This window comes from Photobacterium sp. 1_MG-2023 (assembly GCF_030547945.1).
In the GTDB taxonomy this organism is placed as follows: Bacteria; Pseudomonadota; Gammaproteobacteria; order Enterobacterales; family Vibrionaceae; genus Photobacterium.
Map to the genome: position 1 here is coordinate 1 of NZ_JAUORR010000016.1, position 20,642 is coordinate 20,642.

At 52.2% G+C, this 20,642-nt stretch carries 13 protein-coding genes; 12 read left to right on the plus strand and 1 reads right to left on the minus strand.

Annotation, left to right across the window (positions count from 1 at the left end):
- Positions 1 to 708 precede the first annotated feature (708 nt).
- The 11 genes from Q4579_RS14385 to Q4579_RS14435 all read left to right on the plus strand — a co-directional run bounded on the left by Q4579_RS14385 (position 709) and on the right by Q4579_RS14435 (position 17,513).
- Positions 709 to 2,427 (plus strand): ABC transporter ATP-binding protein, encoded by a 1,719-nt coding sequence (locus Q4579_RS14385; protein WP_303565190.1) that lies wholly within the window; start codon positions 709 to 711, stop codon positions 2,425 to 2,427.
- 142 nt (positions 2,428 to 2,569) lie between these two features.
- Entirely contained in the window at positions 2,570 to 4,123 is a 1,554-nt protein-coding gene (locus Q4579_RS14390; RefSeq protein WP_303565191.1) for an ABC transporter substrate-binding protein, read from the plus strand.
- A gap of 66 nt (positions 4,124 to 4,189) precedes the next feature.
- Positions 4,190 to 5,167, plus strand: coding sequence for an ABC transporter permease (locus Q4579_RS14395; protein WP_303565192.1), 978 nt, complete (start codon positions 4,190 to 4,192; stop codon positions 5,165 to 5,167).
- A gap of 2 nt (positions 5,168 to 5,169) precedes the next feature.
- Positions 5,170 to 6,111 (plus strand): ABC transporter permease, encoded by a 942-nt coding sequence (locus Q4579_RS14400; RefSeq protein ID WP_303565193.1) that lies wholly within the window; start codon positions 5,170 to 5,172, stop codon positions 6,109 to 6,111.
- Between the two features lie 430 nt (positions 6,112 to 6,541).
- Complete coding sequence (locus Q4579_RS14405; RefSeq protein ID WP_303565195.1) at positions 6,542 to 10,159, plus strand: glycoside hydrolase family 9 protein; 3,618 nt, start codon at positions 6,542 to 6,544, stop codon at positions 10,157 to 10,159.
- Positions 10,160 to 10,378: 219 nt separating this feature from the next.
- Positions 10,379 to 11,107, plus strand: coding sequence for a winged helix-turn-helix domain-containing protein (locus tag Q4579_RS14410; protein ID WP_303565196.1), 729 nt, complete (start codon positions 10,379 to 10,381; stop codon positions 11,105 to 11,107).
- A gap of 345 nt (positions 11,108 to 11,452) precedes the next feature.
- Entirely contained in the window at positions 11,453 to 12,658 is a 1,206-nt protein-coding gene (locus Q4579_RS14415) for an ABC transporter substrate-binding protein (RefSeq protein WP_303565287.1), read from the plus strand.
- Between the two features lie 68 nt (positions 12,659 to 12,726).
- Complete coding sequence (locus Q4579_RS14420) at positions 12,727 to 13,656, plus strand: carbohydrate ABC transporter permease (RefSeq protein ID WP_211646764.1); 930 nt, start codon at positions 12,727 to 12,729, stop codon at positions 13,654 to 13,656.
- Positions 13,657 to 13,675: 19 nt separating this feature from the next.
- Positions 13,676 to 14,515, plus strand: a complete 840-nt coding sequence (locus Q4579_RS14425; protein WP_303565288.1) for a carbohydrate ABC transporter permease — start codon at positions 13,676 to 13,678, stop codon at positions 14,513 to 14,515.
- Between the two features lie 5 nt (positions 14,516 to 14,520).
- Positions 14,521 to 15,633 carry an ABC transporter ATP-binding protein gene (locus tag Q4579_RS14430; RefSeq protein ID WP_303565198.1) on the plus strand — a complete coding sequence of 371 codons (1,113 nt, stop codon included), beginning with the start codon at positions 14,521 to 14,523 and terminating at the stop codon, positions 15,631 to 15,633.
- Between the two features lie 254 nt (positions 15,634 to 15,887).
- Positions 15,888 to 17,513 (plus strand): polysaccharide deacetylase family protein, encoded by a 1,626-nt coding sequence (locus Q4579_RS14435; protein WP_303565200.1) that lies wholly within the window; start codon positions 15,888 to 15,890, stop codon positions 17,511 to 17,513.
- 68 nt (positions 17,514 to 17,581) lie between these two features.
- Here the strand turns inward: Q4579_RS14435 and Q4579_RS14440 are convergent, their stop codons facing one another.
- Complete coding sequence (locus Q4579_RS14440; protein ID WP_303565202.1) at positions 17,582 to 18,949, minus strand: YjiH family protein; 1,368 nt, start codon at positions 18,947 to 18,949, stop codon at positions 17,582 to 17,584.
- A 361-nt stretch (positions 18,950 to 19,310) separates the two neighbouring features.
- Between Q4579_RS14440 and traF the strand changes: the two genes are divergently transcribed.
- Positions 19,311 to 20,555, plus strand: coding sequence for a conjugal transfer protein TraF (gene traF, locus Q4579_RS14445; protein WP_303565203.1), 1,245 nt, complete (start codon positions 19,311 to 19,313; stop codon positions 20,553 to 20,555).
- The last annotated feature ends 87 nt before the right edge of the window (positions 20,556 to 20,642 follow it).

Below are 20,642 nucleotides of genomic sequence, written 5' to 3' on the forward strand. Positions count from 1 at the left end.
TAGCGCAGTTTGGTAGCGCATCTGGTTTGGGACCAGAGGGTCGGGGGTTCGAATCCCTCTTCACCGACCACTTTCAAGAAGCCCGCTCAATGAGCGGGCTTTTTTTGTTTCTGAAATTCGCTAACTCCTTGCCTTGTTTCAGAACGTGTTGCAATTGCCACACTTTTTTCACTTCTAACTGAAATCGTCTGCTCAGTTGATAGAGAGTCACTTTTTACTGCATCGTTGATCCGCCATTCTGTTAACTATTCAGATTGCCCCATAGGGCAACAGAGTTTATCCATAGTTTTTTATCTTAGATTATCGGATATTACTGAATCTAATTTCTGCCTTTTGAGTTCATTGTCAGTTAAATCTATTGTCTTGTTAAAATTATGTTGTTTTGTGTTTGGTTTTTTATTCAGGCTGGTGGGAGAATCATGACGCATAAATATTCGGGTGAATTCGTGAATGTTACCATTTGATTCTTTGAGTTTCCTGAGTCCATAGTGAATGGAAGTTATTTTTATGATGATTTTTACCTATCTGGATAGTGATTATTTATGCTGATTTTGTGCTCTAGCACAGTTTTACAGCACGAAATGTTGATTTTTAGTGAAATGTTTGCCAGATTGATGGCACTTAATGTAGCTGATCTCTTTGGCTGGCTACGGGAATGGAATCAATTGCAGACGGGCAGGGTTGCTGCCGGGTTGTCGAGGTCTGAACATGGCATTATTGGAAGTTAAAAACCTTCGTATTGAATATCCGTCGCGTCACGGTGTCCACGCTGCGGTGAAATCACTGTCGTTCTCTATCGAGCGTGGTGAAATCGTCGGTGTGGTGGGTGAATCTGGTGCGGGGAAATCAACGGTTGGTAATGCTGTGATTGATTTGCTGAGCCCACCGGGAAACATTGCCAGTGGCGATGTTTATCTGGATGGCCAGAAGATTTCTGGCCTGACGCCTGAAGCCATGCGAAAAGTGCGTGGCGCCAAAATCGGGTTCATATTTCAGGACCCAATGACTTCGCTGAACCCCTTGTTTACTGTAGAGCGCCAGCTGACGGAAACCATCGTCACAAATCTGAATGTCAGTCAGGATGAAGCGGTGCGCCGTGCAATCAAGCTGATGGAACAGGTTGGGATCCCGCAACCGGAAGTCCGGATTAAACAGTATCCGCACCAGTTCTCTGGCGGGATGCGTCAGCGGGTGGTGATTGCGATTGCGCTGGCGGGAGAGCCAGATCTGATTATTGCCGATGAACCGACAACAGCGCTGGATGTGTCGATTCAGGACCAGATCCTGAACCTGATTCGCGAACTGTGCGTCAAGAAAAACGTCGGCTGTATGCTGGTGACTCACGACATGGGGGTTGTCTCGAACGTCACGGATCGTGTTGCCGTGATGTATCGGGGCGATCTGGTCGAAATTGGTCCGACAGCACAGGTGCTGGGACATCCAAACCATCCTTATACCAAGAGCCTGATCTCTGCCGTTCCACGTTCCGATATCAAACTGGAGCGTTTCCCGTTGGTGAGCTACATCGAAGCAGCGGGTGAAACCACGCAGCTGGATGTGAAGAATCACTGGCTGGGTCAGAGCGAAGATCAGCGCCAGTACACTGGTGCCTTGCTGCAGGTCGAGAATGTGAACCTGCGTTTTGTGACCAAAGATTCTTTCTTTGAAAGCCGTCGGGAGTATGTTCAGGCATCCAATAATGTCAGCTTTGAAGTGTTTGAAGGGGAAACCTTCGGCCTGGTGGGAGAGTCCGGTTCCGGAAAGTCGACCATTGCCCGTGTGATTGCTGGTCTGTATCCGCCAAACTCCGGCAAAGTTGTGTTTGAAGGGATTGATCTGACCGCACTGAAAAGTGAGAAAGAGCGCCGCCCGATGCGCCGTCAGATGCAGATGGTTTTCCAGAACCCATACTCTTCGATGAACCCGCGGATGAAAATTTTCGACATCATCGCCGAGCCGATTCGTTTCCACAAATTAGCCGACAATGAAGCGCAGGTGCGCCAGATTGTTGCCGATCTGCTGGATCATGTTGGCTTGGGTCGCGCATCCGGTGTGAAATATCCGCACGAATTCTCCGGTGGTCAGCGTCAGCGGATTTCGATTGCTCGTGCGCTGGCAACCCGCCCAAGACTGCTGATCTGTGATGAACCGACCTCTGCACTGGACGTTTCGGTGCAGGCGCAAATCCTGAACCTGCTGAAAGATCTGCAGGATGAACTCAACCTGACCATGTTGTTTATCAGTCACGACCTGCCTGTGATCCGTCAGATGTGTGATCGCATTGGCGTGATGCAGCATGGGACACTGCTGGAAGTCGCCCCGACGGAACAACTGTTTACCAACCCGCAGCACGAGTACAGCAAGCAGCTGATTTCTCTGATGCCTGAGTTCAAGGGAATGAGTCTGGAAGGCCTGAAACTGGCCTGATGTGATCCAATTTGCCTGCCGGATGCCTGAATGGGCAACCGGCTTGGTTCTGTGGAACCGGGGCATTTGTTGCTTACCAAAATCAATTATAAGCAAACATAACCATCTGGGAGTTCTCTCCCTGCATAAAGGAGCTATGCGAATGAAAACCATCAAGAGCAAGTTAGCCGTTGCATTAATGGCTGCTGGTCTGAGCTTCGGTGCTGCTGCCGCGAACCTGAATTTGGCTTATGATGCGGACCCGGTTTCTCTGGACCCACATGAGCAGCTGTCTGGCGGTACGCTGCAACTTTCTCACATGAGTTTTGATCCACTGATCCGTTTCACCCAGTCGATGGAATTTGAACCCCGTCTGGCGACTTCGTGGGAGCGTGTCGATAACAGCACGATGCGTTTTAAACTGCGTGACGGCGTGAAGTTCCACTCCGGGAACGATTTCTCTGCTGATGACGTGATCTGGACTTTCAAGCGTTTGAAAACTTCTGCTGATTTCAAAGGCATTTTCACCCCGATTGTTGATGTGAAGAAAGTCGATGCCCTGACAGTGGATGTGATCACGGACGGGACTTATCCGCTGATTGAGAACGTGATGACTTACCTATTCCCGATGGACAGTAAGTTCTATACCGGTCAGACCGAGAATGGCAAAGACAAAGGGGAGCTGAAGAAAAACGGTTCAACTTATGCATCGACCAACATCTCTGGTACGGGCCCGTTCAAGGTATCGAGCCGTGAGCAAGGCGTAAAAGTTGAATTCGAGCGTTTTGCGGACTACTGGGACAAGGACAGCGAAGGTAACGTCGATAACATCACACTGCGCCCAATCAAAGAAGATGCAACGCGTGTTGCAGCGCTGCTGTCTGGCGACGTTGATATGATTGCGCCTGTTTCTCCGAACGACTATCAGCGTATTAAGAGTAACGACAAGCTGGATCTGGTGACTATGCCGGGTACGCGTGTCATTACTTTCCAACTGAACCAGAAAGTGGCTGAGCCACTGCGTGATGCCCGTGTTCGCCAAGCGATTGTCTATGCGGTGAACAACGAAGGGATCGCTCAGAAAATCATGAAAGGTGCTGCGACCCCGGCAGCTCAGCAAAGCCCCGTCGGCTACGCTGGCTACAATGAATCGCTGACACCTCGCTATGATCTGAAAAAAGCACAGCAACTGATGAAAGACGCTGGCTATGAAAATGGCTTCTCTATCAGCATGATTGCGCCAAATAACCGTTACGTGAACGACGAAAAAGTTGCTCAGGCTGTGGCGGCGATGCTGGCGAAAATCAAGATCAAAGTTGACCTACAAACCATGCCAAAGGCGCAGTACTGGCCTGAGTTCGATAAGTGTGAAGCCGGTATGCTGATGATTGGCTGGCACCCGGATACAGAGGATTCTGCGAACTTCACAGAATTCCTGACCATGACGCGCAACGCGGACACGGGTAAAGGTCAGTACAACTGTGGTCACTATTCGAATGCTGAAGTCGACAAGCTGGTTGAAGCGGCAAACACTGAAACGGACCTGGAAAAACGCAGCACTATGCTGAAGAAAGTGGAAGAGCTGCTGTATAACGACGCAGCCTTTGTACCATTGTACTGGCAGGACCCTTCCTGGGCAGCCAAGAAAAATGTGGATATCAAACCTATCGTGAACGGTATGGACTTCCCATACCTGGGTGATCTGGTGATCAAGTAATACCCTCCTGTATTCAGGCTCCGGTAATTGCCGGAGCCTGATCATGGAAGTCTAAAGAGGCAAGGAATGTTTACTTTTTTAGTCAAGCGCCTGGTGCAGGCACTGGTAGTGATGTTTGTGATCAGTCTGGTGGCGTTTGCTATCCAGGACAATTTAGGCGACCCGCTGCGTGAGCTGGTGGGACAGTCTGTGTCCGAGGCCGAGCGTGATGCGCTGCGGACTGAAATGGGCCTGAACGATCCCTTTATGGTGAAGTATGGCCGCTTTATTTCGAAAGCGGTGCAAGGGGATTTGGGTAATTCCTACTTTTTCAAGCGTCCGGTTGTGGACGTGATTTTAGATAAGCTGGTAGCAACCCTTGAATTGGTGTTTGCGGCGTCGTTGATTATCGTGGTGGTTTCCATACCGCTCGGGGTTTATTCAGCAATTCACCCCAACAGCGCGCTGACCAAAGTGATTATGGGCTTCAGTATTGTCGGCATCTCGGTTCCGGTTTTCCTGACGGCCATCATGCTGATGTATGTGTTTTCGATTGAATTAGGCTGGCTGCCGTCGTTTGGGCGAGGGGAAACGGCCAATGTATTGGGCTGGAATTCAGGGTTCTTTACGCTGGATGGCCTGGCACACCTGATCCTGCCGAGTGTCTCGCTGGCATCAATTATGTTGCCGCTCTTTATTCGTCTGGTGCGCTCAGAAATGCTGGAAGCACTGAGCACAGAATATGTGAAATTTGCCCGTGCCAAAGGCCTGGCGCAGAACAAAGTCTATTACCAGCACGCACTGAAAAATACCATGCTGCCTGTGATCACTGTGGGTGGTGTGCAAATCGGGACCATGGTGGCTTACACCATTCTGACGGAAACTGTGTTTCAGTGGCCGGGCACCGGGTTCCTGTTCCTGGAAGCGATTAACCGAGTGGATACGCCTTTGATTACCGCTTATGTCATCTTTGTTGGCTTGATTTTCGTGGTCACCAACACCCTGGTTGACCTGCTGTACGGCCTGATCAACCCAACTGTAAACCTGACAGGTAAAGGAGCGTAATCATGACGACTAAAACGACGGACGCACCTTCACGCTGGCAGCGTTTCATGCACTCGGATTTTATTTATTTCTTTAAACGAGACAAAGTGGCCATGGCCAGCTTTGCCGTGTTTCTGTGCTTCGTTCTGATGGCGCTGTTTGCCCCTCTGATTTCACCGACGAATCCGTACGATCTGAACAGTATTGATATCATGGACTCGGAGCTGGCGCCGTCCTGGATGGAATTCGGTGATGCTCGCTTCTTGCTGGGTACCGACGATCAGGGCCGTGATATTCTCTCGACCATTATGTATGGCCTGCGAATTTCTCTGGCAATCGGTTTGTTTGCTGTCGCGTTGCAGCTTTTTATCGGCATTATTGTGGGTCTGTGCGCCGGTTATTTTGGCGGCCGGATCGACAGCTTCCTGATGCGGATTGCGGATGTGCAGCTGTCTTTCTCCACCATGATGGTGGCGATTATTGTGTCGGCGATTTTCAAGGCCAGCTTTGGTAGTGATTTTTACAGCCAGTACGCCATCTTGATGCTGGTGGTCATTATCGGGATTGCAGAATGGCCGCAGTATGCCCGGACAGTGCGCGCCTCTGTACTGGCAGAGAAGAAGAAAGAATACGTCGAAGCGTCTCGGGTGATGGGTTTGAAATCACCGCGAATCATGTTCCGTCATATTCTGCCGAACTGTTTGTCACCGATTTTGGTGATCTCAACAGTTCAGGTGGCAAACGCCATTATGTCGGAAGCCGCTCTGTCATTCCTTGGACTGGGAATGCCGGTGGATCAGCCGTCTCTGGGCTCGCTGATTAGTATTGGCTTTAATTATATCTTCTCGGGCTCCTGGTGGATCACTGCGTTTCCGGGCATTGTGCTGGTGACGCTGGTGCTGGTGATTAACCTGCTGGGTGACTGGTTACGGGATGTCTTTAATCCGAAAGTGTATAAAGGTTAACTGACTCTCCGAAAATGGTTTCCTTCCTCTAAGCCCCTGCTCACAGGGGCTTTTTTTATGCCTCCCTTATGCGATCTGCTTCACTGGTTGGTCGCAACAACTGCGTTGTTTCAAAAAAAATTGAGTCGCAGAAAATGCCGTTCAGGGCTGCACTTTTCGCTGTATCAGGCAGCCTGACTGGGTTGCTTTCATGACGTTCCTGATATGTAAGTCAATGTAAAACCAGTCTCACACGGTCTTACACAATGTTACGTGACTTCAAAATGACCCCACTTTCATACTGAATTTTGTCGCAGCAGGTGGTGCAGAAGCAGAGTTCAGGAAATCAAATAAAGCAGGCTGAACTGTCCCTCAATGGACGCTGTACCGGTGGTCTTGTGCAACAGCAATGAACGTGGTTCAAACCTCGCAACCCTGATTGAGGAACATCATGAAAAAAAACGTACTCTCGCTGGCTGTGCTGATGTCATTGAGCAGCGCAGCTTATGCAGACGTGTATGTTCGCCATAATCTGGCGGGCTACTTCCCGGAACGTGACAAAGTTGCCATTGTTATGTCCGATGAAAATCTGACAGGAAAAACCTGGCAGGTGACACAAGGCGGGCAGGTTGTCTTGTCCGGCACTTTTGGTGCAGCGGCGTACGGCACAGGCCCGTTTACCGCGCAACCTCATAACTACGAGCTTGATTTTTCTGACGTAAAAGCGTTAGGCGAATATGAAATATCAATTCCCGGTTCAACACCGACGACGGTCTCTGTCAAAGATAATCCGTATGGGTATCTGGCCAATCAGGTTTTGCGCTTTTTACGCCAGCAGCGTAGCGGAACGGCTGACACGGTCGATCGCCTGATCGGTCATGACGGCGATGCCGTGGCACCGATCTGGCGGCCTGTCGGGCCGGTGAACGACGGTGCCTGGGCGGCGGATCCCAGCGGGAAGACAGTTGACATGCTGGGCGGCTGGAGTGATGCGGGGGACTATATCAAGTTTACGCTGACCACAGCTTACACCACCCATGTTTTACTGCAGGCGTATGAGAATAATCCGAGTATTTTCACCCGTGAACTGAGCCAGTCGAATCTGGTCGACATTCTGGATGAAGCCAAGGTGGGTCTGGATTATCTGATGAAAACCTGGCAGAACAACGAGTTCATTATTCAGGTTTCAACCGGTGAAGATCACAACTACTGGCGTTTGCCGAAAGATGATATCCGGAACGGCCAGCGGGAAGCCTTGGCTGCCCTGTCGCCGAACCATATGGCTGTGACGGCCGGTGCCCTGGCTTACGGGGCAAAAGTGTTTAACAGTGTTGGCGAAACCGCACTGGCTGCCAGCTATGAGACGCAGGCCAAAGCCATTTATGCCCGGGCAAAACAGGCAGATGTGCTGGAATTCCCGGCTTACGAGAACGACCGTAAGAACGAGTTCTACCGCGATATTCTGAAGGAGACGGATCCGGCGACCGGTGAAGTGACGCTGCGTCTGTCGGTGGATGATAACTTTGCGATTGCCGCCACGGCTCTGTATGACCTGACCAAAGAGCAGCAGTATCTGGATGATGCGAAGGCCTACTCTGAAAGCGCGGGCTTTGCCTACTGGTTCAGCTGGTCTGGCAGTAACCTGCTGTCGAATATGATGCTGCGTGACTTTGACAGCCGTGCGGGTCACCGGGCACGTCATGATATCGATGCACATCTGGTGAATGCCAAAATGGATGGCAATATCTGGGGTTCGGCGCAGCCGTTTACCTGGGGCACCCTGGCAAATAATCTCTATGTTTCTGGTGCGGCCAGCCGTGAAGTGACGGAAACAGGCGATTCATATTACGAGAAACTGGCCTACGACAATTTCGACTACCTGTTGGGCCGGAACAACTGGGGGATCAGCTTTGTGCATTCTCCGGAATTGGGGGCACAAGTACCTCAGGGACTGCACCATCAGGTCTATCAGATCAAACCTGAACTGCCACCTGTGGGTGCGGTGTTAGGAGGGCCGGGTCATCCGGATTACATGCAGGATCCGGATATTGAAAAACCGGCTGATCGCTGGGAACACAAGTTCAATACCACGGAAACGGCTTTCTTTGATCACTGGACGAACTATGTCAGTGCCGAGCCGACGATCTTTGGTCAGGCCACGGCATTGTATGCCATCAGTGCGATGTCCAAACTGGAAACTCAGGGACCTGCTCCGGATCAGCCCGGTGTGATGCCATCGCGGAAAGCGCCTCCGGGTGGATTGTCGCCAGAGAAAGTCCCGCAGTTTATCTCGTTGGGGACGGATGATAACTCGACCGAAGCCGGTATGGACTGGCTGACCAATCTGCATGCAACCCGCACGAACCCGGCAGGAACAGGTAATCCGCTGACCTACGATGGCGAGCCGCTGACCTACACCGGCTTCCACACTGGCTTCTACACCGGTGCCTCGGGTGCATCCTGGAAGCGTTCTTACGATCAGGGTAACGAAGCGGGTAACCATACCCAGAACCATAAACCGGACGGACATCTGTTCGACTACAACACCTGGAAACTGGAAAACGACACTGCCAATGACGGTATCGTCTCGGTCGGTATTCCGCGGAACAGCCTGCATGGCTTCCGTGCACCGCATTTGCTGCCCAATGATGCCCTGTATCAGTATCTGGTCGATTCCGGCTTCAGTTACGATACCTCGCTGGAGGAAGGCTGGTCTTACGGTGAAGACGGCACCAACTTCAGCTGGCCGTATACCATGCATGATGAAGCGCCTGCGCTGACCATCATGAACGGCTATGGTTTCGCCAATAAGCCTTATGTCGGCAAGCATCCGAACCTGTGGCAGATGCCGGCATATGTCTTCATCATCCCGCCAGATGATCAGGACGGCCTGCCGTATAACCTGCGTGAAAAGGCCAAAGCGGCACAGGATTACATCAGTCTGGATAACGGTAAGGTCACCGGGTTTGATTACAATCTGGAGCACCTGCTGAAATTCAATGCCGATGAAATCTATGTCACGCTGAAGTACACCCTGGATCAGCGCCTGAAAGGCAACCGTGCCCCGATGCTGATTGGGGGACACGGCAAGAACTTTGCGGATAATTCACCCATGGGGGTCGCCTTCAAGCGCTTTGTGGATTATGCCCTGACGCATCCGGACGTGCGGATTGTCACGCATAAGAAGATCATTGACTGGATGAATGATCCCGTCGCGCTGGATGCTGCCCTGCCATTGAGTATTACCGCTGAAGTGAAAGGTCACGAAGTGACCGGCCAGTGTACCGATCCGGTCTGGAGCAGTGGCACCTCGTACAATCAGGGCGATCGGGTGACGCATCTGGGTGAAACCTGGGAAGCACGCTGGCAGCAGTCTACTGAGCCCGGCACCGGGCATCCGGAGTGGGGGCCATGGCTGAATCTGGGCTCTTGTAGTGGCACCACGGTGATGTATTACGGGGATATCAGTCCGAAAGGCCTGGTTCGGGTTCAGGAAGGCCAGAGCCAGCTCTTTACCTTTACGCCGGATCCGGGCTATGAAGTGCGCTCGGTGAAAATCAATGGGGTTGAAGTGGTACCGACACCAACGGATAGCCTGACGATTCCGAATGTGACGGCTTCGCAAACCCTGCTGGTGTCGTTTGGCAAAACTGGCGGTGTTGATCCGGTTTACCATGACGTGACTGCTTCGGCTGGTACCGGGGGCAGTGTTGCACCATCGGGTGTGCTGTCACTGGAAGCTGGCACCAGCCAGACCTTCACTTTCACGCCAGATGTCGGGTATACGCTGGATCAGGTCCTGGTCAATGGCCAGCCTGTCTCGGTCACGAACCAGAGCTATACCCTGACGGCGATCAGTGCCAATACCACAGTGGCTGCCAGCTTTAAACAAAGCACCGGGGATAGCTGCGCGGGCCTGCCCGTCTGGCAGAGTGGGGTTGCCGCACAGAAAGATGACATCGTGCAGCATCTGGGCCGTAAATATCAGGCGCGTTGGTGGAATACCGAGGAACCCGGAAGTTCCGACCCAAGCTGGGGTGCCTGGAACGATTTGGGCCTCTGCCAGTAATCCTTGAGTAAGACCAAAGCCTAACCATGTGTTGTGGTTAGGCTTTTTATTTTTTAGACCACAGCCTGCTGACGATGTATCAGCGCACTTTTTATTCATTGATTGGTTCACAAAGCCATTGATTTTGGTTATAAGAATGTAAAAAATGTTATGTAAGCCTTGGCTGGGACAGATGTTCGACCATTCATTTCTTCAGAACACGTGAGGATAGGCTGAATCATGCGAAGGAAAAGTATCGTCATTCTGGACGGGGACAGAACACATACGTATCAGTTACAGCAGTATCTGGTCAATGCCGGGTTTGATGTGATCAGCCTGTCCAGCGTTCAGGAGTTAAACCAATGCTTGCCGGTGCTGTTACCGGATTTAATCATCATGGAGCTGAAATCACCGGAGTATGACGGCTTCAGTTTGTGTCGCCAGTTGTATCAACAGCATCGTATCCCTTTGATGCTCATGTCTGAGCCGGTGGATGAGGCTGAGTGGATTGTGGCGCTGGAAGTCGGAGCGGAAACCTTTCTGGTGAAGCCCTTTAACCTCAGAATGCTGCTTGCCAAGGTACGGGTGCTTTTACGCCGGCGTCAGCCCGTTGCAGTGGTCAAAACGTCTCCGCCGGATGCGCCGAGACGCTATCGCTTCGGTTCCTGGGTGCTGGATCATGTGAAGCGTGAAATTGAAGACCGGGATGGCAAACGGACGCCGTTGTCCGGCGCCGATTTCCAATTACTGAAAATCTTTCTGACCCATGCCAATCAGGTGTTATCCAGAGATCAGCTCTATGGCATGACCCGGGGCCGGGATTCAACCCCGGATGACCGCAGTCTGGATGTCCATATCTCCCGCCTGCGTCACCGCCTGGAAGATGATGCAAAGAATCCGAGTCTGATCAAAACCATCCGCGGTGTGGGTTATGTGCTGTCTGCCCATGTTGAACCGCTGGCCCTCTGACCACCATTCAAACTGCCTGTTTGCCCCCTTGATCTGACTGAAATGATTGATTTCAAAGGGGGACAAACCCATTCTCTGCTTTTGTAACAAACGCGCTACATACCACTTACACGTGCTTACCAAGCATTCAGTGACTTCTAAGCATCCTCAGTGAATAATCAATCAATAGATTTTAACAATAATGAAACATTTTTCGGTGCCCATCCGTACTGAGTACTGCGTTGTGGGCGGGGCCGATTTCGAGACTAAGGTGATTTGCTTTAGTTCCACAACGTTATTTAGGGAGAAATGAACGTGAAACATCTGAAAAAATCACTGATTGCAGCGGCTTTGGCCACTTTCACGATGGGACAGTCACATGCCGGAAATGTGGAGGTTTTGCATTACTGGACTTCGGGTGGCGAAGCGGCGGCACTGGCCGTCCTGCAGAAAATGATGAAAGATGAGGGTCACACCTGGACGGACTTCGCTGTTGCCGGCGGTGGCGGTGAAACCGCGATGACCGTCCTGAAATCCCGGGCGATTTCAGGGAATCCGCCATCAGCGTCCATGATCGCCGGGCCGGAAATTTCCCAGTGGGGCGATCTGGGCGTGCTGGCGAAGCTGGATACGGTTTCGGCCAGCGAGCGATGGGACCAGCTGCTGCCGCCTGTGGTCGCAGATATTCATAAATATCAGGGCAGTTATGTGGCCGCGCCCGTGAATGTACACCGTATCAACTGGATGTGGATGAACAAGTCGATTCTTGATGAAGTGAACGGCGGCAAAGTCCCGCAAACCTGGGATGAGTTCTTCGCGTACATGGATAAAGCGAAGCAGTCCGGCTATGTGGCTTTTGCCCATGGCGGTCAGGATTGGCAGGATGCGACTGTGTTTGAGCAGGTGGCTTTAGGGGTGGGTGGCAATGAATGGTATCAGCAGGCTTTTGTTCAGCTCGACCCGAAAGCCTTGGGCTCCGACACCATGACGCAGGCCTTTACCACCTTTAAAAAGCTGAAATCGTATATGGATCAGGGCATGCCGGGTCGAGACTGGAACCTGAGCACTAGCATGGTGATTGATGGCAAGGCCGCGGTTCAGATCATGGGTGACTGGGCAAAAGGGGAGTTCGCCGCTGCAGGCAAGCAACCCGGGAAAGACTATGTCTGCGCAGCTGTTCCCGGCACGCAGGACGCGTTCACCTTCAACGTGGATGCTTTCATGATGTTCAAGCAACAGGGCCAGGATGCTCAGGCAGCACAGCAGGATCTCTCGCGACTGCTGATGTCTAAAGCTTTTCAGGAAGAATTTAACCTCAAAAAAGGCTCCATTCCGGCCCGTCCGGATGTATCGCTGGCCCGCTTTGACAGCTGTGCCAAGCAATCCATGGCAGACTTTCAGGCCAGTGCCAAGTCGGGCACGCTGGTGCCCAGTTTTGCCCACGCGATGGCCATGCAGCCTGAGGTCAGTGGGGCAGTCTACGATGTCGTGACGAACTTCTTTAATGACAATGACATGAATGCCGCCGCGGCAACTCAGCGACTGGTTTCGGCCATTGAGTTGGTGAAGTAACCGCTTCCTGTGTCTGACCGGCACCTTTGGCGTGCCGGTCAGCCTGCTTTTCAGACAAGAGTTTAGTTATGACGACTGAAACCCAAGTTCAGCCTTTGCCTGAGGTTGCACCGCGTGACAGCCTGATCGATAAGTTCCAGGCGGTGCTGCCGAAGCTGGTGCTGTCACCCTCTGTGTTGATCACTTTGATATTCACCTACGGCTTTATTCTCTGGTCGCTGGTGTTGTCGTTTACCAATTCCCGAATGCTGCCCAGTTACGATTGGGTTGGACTCAGTAATTACAGCAAGCTGTTCAGCATGGAACGCTGGACCGTGGCTTATACCAACCTGTTTATTTTCGGCGTGTTGTTCATTCTGATCGCCATCACGGTCGGAACCTTGCTGGCCATATTGCTCGACCAGAAAATCCGGGCAGAAGGGGCGCTGCGAACCATTTATCTTTATCCTTTTGCGTTATCTCTCATTGTGACGGGAACGGCCTGGAAATGGATCCTGAACCCTGAAATCGGCATTGAGAAACTGATGCATGACTTTGGCTTCACCAGCTTTCAGTTCGACTGGCTGGTGGACAAAGATATGGCGATTTACACCATTGTGATTGCGGCCGTCTGGCAGGCCTCGGGCTTTGTGATGGCGATTATGCTGGCCGGTCTGCGTGGGGTTGATGGCTCGATCATCAAGGCTGCCCAGATTGACGGCGCCACCATGCCCACCATTTACCGGCGCATTATCCTGCCGATGATGCGACCCATCTTTTTCAGCTGTTTCATCATCCTGTCTCATCTGGCCATCAAGAGCTTTGATTTGGTGGTGGTACTGACTTCGGGCGGACCGGGTTATGCCAGCGATCTGCCTGCCACCTTTATGTATCAGCACGCTTTTGGCCGGAATCAGATTGGGATCGGTTCGGCGAGTGCCATGATCACGCTGATGGGCTTTATCGCCATTCTCATCCCTTACCTGTATTCAGAACTGAGGAAGAAAAAACATGGTTAATGTTTCCTGGAGCCAGCGCATGAACCGTGCCCTGACCTATCTGGTCCTGGGAACCTTTGCGGTGTACTTCCTGATGCCGCTGGTGGTGATGGTGTTCACCTCACTCAAAGATCTGGCTGAAATCCGCAGCGGAAATCTGGTGATGCCGCCGGAATCTCCAACGACAGAACCCTGGCAGAAAGCCTGGTCATCGGCCTGTACCGGGCTGAGCTGTGATGGCGTGGCCGCTTATGTCTGGAACTCCTTCCAGATCACCCTGCCGGCCGTGGTGCTGGCGTCGGCCATCGGGGCGGTGAATGGCTATGTGCTGTCGAAATGGCGCTTCCGGGGCAGTGAACTCTTTTTCGCCCTGATGCTGCTGGGTTGCTTTATTCCGTTTCAGGCAGTGTTGCTGCCGATGGCGCAGACGCTGGGCTATCTGGGGCTGGCGAACTCAGTGCCCGGGCTGATTCTGGTACACACCATTTATGGAATTCCCTTTACCACCCTGTTTTACCGGAACTATTACGTGGGACTGCCGGACGAGCTGATTTCGGCGGCCAAGCTGGATGGTGCCGGATTCTTTCAGACCTTCTATCACATCGTGCTGCCACTTTCCGGCCCGATTATTGTGGTCACGCTGATCTGGGAATTCACCAACATCTGGAACGATTTCCTGTTTGGCGTGGTGTACTCCGGCCCCGATTCACAGCCCATAACAGTTGCGCTGAATAATCTGGTGAACACCAGCCACGGCGTGAAGGAATACAACGTGGATATGGCTGCCGCGATGATTGCGGCGATTCCGACCATTTTTGTTTACATCATTTCCGGTAAGTACTTCCTGCGTGGACTGGTTGCCGGTGCAGTCAAAGGATAATGACGATGTCGAGCTTACATATCAAAGCTGTAAATAAGCATTACGGCGATTATCACGCGCTGAAGAATATAGACATTCAAATCGACAGCGGGGAGTTTCTGGTGCTGGTTGGGCCTTCCGGCTGTGGAAAGTCAACCCTGATGAATACCATTGCCGGACTGGATCAGATCAGTGAAGGTGCCATTTTGATTGGTGATCAGGAGGTCACACAACTGTCTCCGAAAGACCGGGATATTGCGATGGTTTTCCAGTCCTATGCACTGTATCCGAGCATGACAGTGCGGCGAAACATCGCCTTCGGCCTGGAAATGCGTAAGGTGTCGCCAGAGCAGATTGCGCAGGAGGTCGACCGGGTGGCCCGGCTGCTGCAAATCGATCATCTGCTGGAGCGCAAGCCTGCGGAACTGTCCGGCGGGCAGCGTCAGCGGGTCGCTATGGGACGGGCACTGGCGCGGGAGCCGAAGATTTATCTGTTCGATGAACCGCTCAGTAATCTGGATGCCAAGCTGCGGGTGGAGATGCGCACCGAAATTAAAAAGCTGCACCAACGGCTGAAAACCACCATCGTTTATGTCACCCACGATCAGATTGAAGCCATGACACTGGCTGACCGGATTGCCGTGATGAAAGATGGTGTGTTGCTCCAGCTCGCCAGCCCGGAGCAGATTTACAACAATCCGGTGAATATGTTTGTCGCAGGATTCATGGGCTCACCATCGATGAACTTTGTCCGCAGTCATCTGCGCAGTCTGAACGACGGCTTTGCGGTTGAACTGGTGAATCGGGACGGGGAGCGGCATCTGGTCCCGCTGCCGGACCGCGGAAAAGCGTTGTCCGACTGGGTCAACCGGGAAGTGATTCTCGGCATCCGTCCGGAGCAGATCCGTCAGGCCAGTGATTCGCCGGCCGGGACATATGAGGGACATCTCACGACGGTGCTGGATGTCGTGGAGCCGACCGGTGCCGATACGCTGGTGGTGACGCAGCTCAATGATCAGGAAGTCACGGCGCGGCTGGATCCGGAAAGTCATCCGGTGCCGGGGTGTCCGTTCCGCTTGTCGGTCGATTTAAGCAAAGCGGTGCTGTTTGATCCTCAGTCGGAGGATCGCATTCATTAAGTGTTGAGTAGGGTATCTTCGTCAATTGACACGCCTCCTTCGGGAGGCGTTTTTTTATGCCTGGGCCATAAATAATCGGATTGTAAATTAAATTTAATCCATCGCTAACAATGCCTTACTGTATGTTACGTGACTCTGTTCTGAGAGGGGCGAATACTGGTTGTGTGGATTTTTTATCCATTTCCGGACGCTGCGATTGTGTGGTGGATGTGGCCTCCGGACCTTTCATTCAATCAGACAGAAAAGGATTTGTTATGAACAAATTGTTGACCGGTGCGGTGTTTTCCGCGCTGGCGATGACCGCCAATGTGCAGGCTGCTGATCAGCTGGCACCCTCTACGATGCCTCCCGGTGGTTTACTGCCGAGTGAAGTCCCGATGTTTGTGTCATTTGGTTTTGATGATAACGGGTATTCGGGTTATCCGGAGGTCGGCCGAGGTGCCGGCGGGATGAAATGGGCGATTGATATGCTCAAGAACCGTACCAATCCGGCCGGGACGGGAAATCCGCTGACCTTTGATGGCGCGCCGACCCGGGTCACTTTTTTCCAGACCTGTGTGTACGCATCCAGCTGGCTGGCGGAATCCCCGGTTTGGGTGAAGAAAGCATGGCGTGAGGCTTACATGGATGGTCATGAGATTGGTAACCATACCGTCACCCATGCCGAAGGCGGTCGTCAGCGCAGCGAAGCCGACTGGTTCAAAGAGATTGATGATTGTAACAAGTTCCTGACGCAGCCTTTTGATCCGAATGAAGTGACTCATTCTCCGGATCCGACCAAGGGCATCGGGATTCCTGCGTCGGAGATCACTGGCTTCCGTGCACCTTTCCTGGAATTTAATGACAACACTTTCAAAGCCATGATCAGCGCCGGGATCACTTATGACGTCAGTATTCAGGAAGGCTTCCAGGCAGATCAGTTCGGCGGCGATCACTACTGGCCGTATACGCTGGACTTCGGCAGCCCGGGCAATGATACGCTCGTCTCCTGGGGGAACTCAGAGCCGATCAGCACGTATCCGGGATTCTGGGAAATTCCTGTCTATCCGTTTATCGTGCCGGATGATGCTACGGCGCCACAGTACGGGATTAACTACTCTCTGCGTGATAAAGCAGCAGCGGCGGCAAACTGGTTCAACAAAGAGAACGGCAAAATCACGGGTTTCGACTACAACTTGTTCTACACCTATAAGTTCAACAAGGCTGAGTTGCTGGCAACGATGAAGTACACGCTGGATCAGCGTCTGGCCGGGAACCGTTCGCCCATGATGCTGGGTGCGCACACCGATATGTTCCACGATCTCAAAAGTGCTGATGCGCCCATGCGCCGTGAAGTGCTGGAAGAGTTCCTGGATTATGCACTGAGCAAGCCGGAAGTCCGTATTGTGCGTTACGACCAGCTGATTGACTGGATGAAAAACCCGGTGGCGCTGGATACACAGGGGCCGCAGTATTTCCGTTTGAGTGCTTCTGTCGTGGGTCATCCCGTGGATGGCGGCAGCTGCACCGAACCGGCCTGGAGTGCGACCAATGAATATACTGGCGGCAGCCGGGTATCGCACAACGGAAACGTCTGGGAAGCGTCCTGGTGGACCAAAGGGGAAGAACCCGGCGCGTCAACCTGGGGCCCATGGCAGGATAAAGGCCTGTGTGATACCTCGACGATCCGCTACTTCGGGACCGTCAGTCCAACGGGCACCAGCATGATTGCCGAAGGCCAAAGCCAGGTGTACACCCTGACGCCGGAGGCTGGCTATCAGGTGGCGTACATTGAACTGGACGGTGTCCGTCAGCAACTGGGTGCGCCGGGCAGCTTTACGCTGGGGCCTGTCAGTGCCGACATGAATCTGGTGGTTTCCTTTGGACCAGCGCAGCAGTAACTGAGTCTCGGAAAAGAAAAAAGCGGCTGTTTCAGCCGCTTTTTTTGATGGGGTTGGATTGGCCGTGATTAGAAAATCAGATGCGCAATCAGTGCGATCACCGGCAGGGTCACCAGCGTACGCAGAATGAAAATCATAAACAGTTCCCAGGCTTTCACCGGGATCTTACTGCCCAGCAGCAGGGCACCGATTTCAGACATGTAAATCAGCTGAGTGACAGACAACGCCGCAATCACAAAGCGGGTCAGGTCGCTCTGAATGTCGCCGGCCAGAATCGCTGGCAGGAACATGTCAGCAAAGCCAACCACGATCGTTTTCGATGCTTCTGTTGCTTCCGGGATCTGTAACAGTTCCAGCAGCGGGATGAACGGCATGCCCAGCCAGTTAAAGACGGGGGTGTACTCCGCCACAATCAGGGCCAGCGTACCGATGGCCATGACCACAGGCAGAACACCGAAGACCATATCAATGGCTGCTTTCACGCCGTCATTGACGACTTTCCGCAGGCTGGTCACTTTACCGGCACGCTCAAAGGCTTTTTCCAGACCATAGCTCATCACGGTGTGACCGTTTGGCAGGGCGTCCATATCTTTTTCGAGCGGTGTGCCGCAAACATATTCGTCACGCTTACGGCTCAGTGGCGGCAGACGCGGCACAATGATCGCCGCCGCAATGCCTGCCAGACACACGGTGGCGTAAAACGGCAGGAACATGTGCTCCAGTTTCACCTGTGCCAGAACCACCAGACTGAAGGTGATCGAAACGGCAGAGAAGGTGGTACCAATTACGGCAGCTTCACGCTTGGTGTAAAAGCCTTCTTCATATTGTTTGCTGGTCAGCAGCACGCCCACACTGCCATCCGCCAGCCAGGAAGCCATACAGTCGATCGCAGAACGGCCCGGCAGTCTGAACAGCGGACGCATGATTTTCGTCAGCATCGCGCCAAAGAATTCAAGCAAACCAAAGTTTGTCAGCAGGGGCAGGAAGAAGCCTGCACACAGGAACACAGCAAAGAGAACGGGTAGCAGATCGTTCAGAACCAGACCGCCCGTATTGCCATTATAAATTGCCGCCGGACCGACTTCGAAGAAAGTCAGGTTCGCAAAGATGGCACCCAGGACTTGAACGATGAACCAAGGCAGGCTTGGTTTGAACAGATTGGCAATAAAGGGTTTACGTTCAACGAAACGGGGGTTGGTCAGACGCACCAGCACTGAGCACAGTGCAGTCAGCGTAATGACTGTGGTAACAATCGCGGTCAGGCCGCCTTCAAACAGACTCTGAATGGCTTTTGCCATCAGTGCGATTGGGATGGTGATCTCGCCGTTCACGCTGATTGGCGCCATAAACAGCAGCACACCCAGCAGGGAAGGAAGAATAAACATGAGCCAGGGCGCTTTACGCTTTTTTGCGCCAGTTATCACTTGTTCTGACATGATTGACCTTTAAGTAACTGATACAACGTATTTTTATCCGAACCGAATGAATAGGTCCAGAATAAACATGCAGTTATTATTCATATTATCGCTGAAAGGTTACATTTTTTATCACTGCAATGGAATACTTTGCTGAAAGAATCATCTAATTATTCATTGTAAATTAGAGGTTATGATAAGTAACTCACGTTTAACAAAGATAGATCTTGAATTACATTCTGTGGTGGTATGACCCCCTGAAGCCGGATTTGGGCAGGATGTCACCGTTACGGATTTTGTCATTGTTTAGCCGATTTTCGCTTATATAATGACCCCTGCTTTAATACTTTTTTGACAAACTCATAGCAAGTAATTACAAAAAATGATGAAAATACAATTGCAGGGACTCTCACTCGCGGTGGCGGCGGCATTGTCCGTGAGTTCTATTTCTACTCAGGCTGCTGTGAATGGTGCGGATGCCAGAAGTGTCGCCATGGGTGGCACTGGGGTGGCTTCTGCCAGCTACCTGACAGCCAGCTTTTATAATCCGGCACTGGTTGCCCATTATGATAAAAACGATGATTTTGGTGTGCTGCTTCCTGCGGTAGGTGTCAGCCTTCACGATCCGGACGACCTGAATCAGAAAGTGGATGACTTTCAGGATGTGAATGATCAACTGGAAGCGGCGATTAACAATAGTGGTGGTGCACCGGTTTCTGACGCCTTGGTGAATCAGTGGAAAGCAGCGCTGATGGCGCTGGACGAAGGCAAGCTGAAAGCAGACCTGAGTGTTGGCGCTGCAGTCGCGGTGCCGAACCGTTATCTGAGCATGAACCTGTTTACACAGGCGCAGATTGTCAGTCTGGCGAAAGCGAATATTGACCCGGCTGATCTGGCGGGTGTTGATGGCAGTCATCCACCGGATCTGGATAACCTGCAGTCCGATGTGCTGGGCATCGGTGGCGGTATTGTGGATGTGGGTCTGGCAATGGGGAAATCATTTGCGATTCCAACGGTATCTTTACCTGAGCAGACCGTTTCTGTCGGCCTGTCACCAAAAATTCAGCAGCTGATTGCGGTCAGTTTCCAAAACACGGTCAGTCAGTTTGATGACAGCGACTTTAGCTTTGAAGATGAGTACCGTGATGACACGGCATTTAACCTGGACTTCGGTCTGGCGTATCAGCCAATGCCATCAGTAACAGTTGGTTTCAGTGGCCGGAACCTGTTCAAACAAGAACTGGAAACCAACACGCCGGAATCTCCGACGGGTCTGGCGGGTAAATTTACCAGCAAAACCTTACTGGTTGAGCCGAAATACACTCTGGGCGTTGCCTATGAAAACAGCTGGTTTACTGCCGCTGCGGATGTGGATCTGAACGAACAGAAATATTTCAAAGAGTTTGATCTGGCGACTCAGTATGCCCGCTTGGGGATGGAACTGAACGGTTGGGATTGGATTCAGCTGCGTGCCGGTTATAGCCTGAGTCTGACCGATTCTGCGGAAGACACGGTCAGTGCTGGTTTGGGTCTGAGCCCGTTCGGTGTGGTGGCGGTTGATCTGGCGCTGCAATATGGTCAGGACAATAACTACGGCGGTGCGCTGCAGTTCGCCTTTACTATGTAAAGTAGCCCGAAGCCTGATAGAAAAACCCGCCAGACGATCGGCGGGTTTTTTTCGTTTAAGCGGTTTTGATGTTTTGCGTCGCAGCAC

What these genes read in the sequence shown, in the direction of transcription:
- Q4579_RS14385 (WP_303565190.1), top strand. Translation starts at nt 709, where the DNA reads ATGGCATTATTGGAAGTTAAAAACCTTCGTATTGAATATCCGTCGCGT.
- Q4579_RS14390 (WP_303565191.1), top strand. Translation starts at nt 2,570, where the DNA reads ATGAAAACCATCAAGAGCAAGTTAGCCGTTGCATTAATGGCTGCTGGT.
- Q4579_RS14395 (WP_303565192.1), top strand. Translation starts at nt 4,190, where the DNA reads ATGTTTACTTTTTTAGTCAAGCGCCTGGTGCAGGCACTGGTAGTGATG.
- Q4579_RS14400 (WP_303565193.1), top strand. Translation starts at nt 5,170, where the DNA reads ATGACGACTAAAACGACGGACGCACCTTCACGCTGGCAGCGTTTCATG.
- Q4579_RS14405 (WP_303565195.1), top strand. Translation starts at nt 6,542, where the DNA reads ATGAAAAAAAACGTACTCTCGCTGGCTGTGCTGATGTCATTGAGCAGC.
- Q4579_RS14410 (WP_303565196.1), top strand. Translation starts at nt 10,379, where the DNA reads ATGCGAAGGAAAAGTATCGTCATTCTGGACGGGGACAGAACACATACG.
- Q4579_RS14415 (WP_303565287.1), top strand. Translation starts at nt 11,453, where the DNA reads ATGGGACAGTCACATGCCGGAAATGTGGAGGTTTTGCATTACTGGACT.
- Q4579_RS14420 (WP_211646764.1), top strand. Translation starts at nt 12,727, where the DNA reads ATGACGACTGAAACCCAAGTTCAGCCTTTGCCTGAGGTTGCACCGCGT.
- Q4579_RS14425 (WP_303565288.1), top strand. Translation starts at nt 13,676, where the DNA reads ATGAACCGTGCCCTGACCTATCTGGTCCTGGGAACCTTTGCGGTGTAC.
- Q4579_RS14430 (WP_303565198.1), top strand. Translation starts at nt 14,521, where the DNA reads ATGTCGAGCTTACATATCAAAGCTGTAAATAAGCATTACGGCGATTAT.
- Q4579_RS14435 (WP_303565200.1), top strand. Translation starts at nt 15,888, where the DNA reads ATGAACAAATTGTTGACCGGTGCGGTGTTTTCCGCGCTGGCGATGACC.
- Q4579_RS14440 (WP_303565202.1), bottom strand. Translation starts at nt 18,949, where the DNA reads ATGTCAGAACAAGTGATAACTGGCGCAAAAAAGCGTAAAGCGCCCTGG.
- traF (WP_303565203.1), top strand. Translation starts at nt 19,311, where the DNA reads ATGATGAAAATACAATTGCAGGGACTCTCACTCGCGGTGGCGGCGGCA.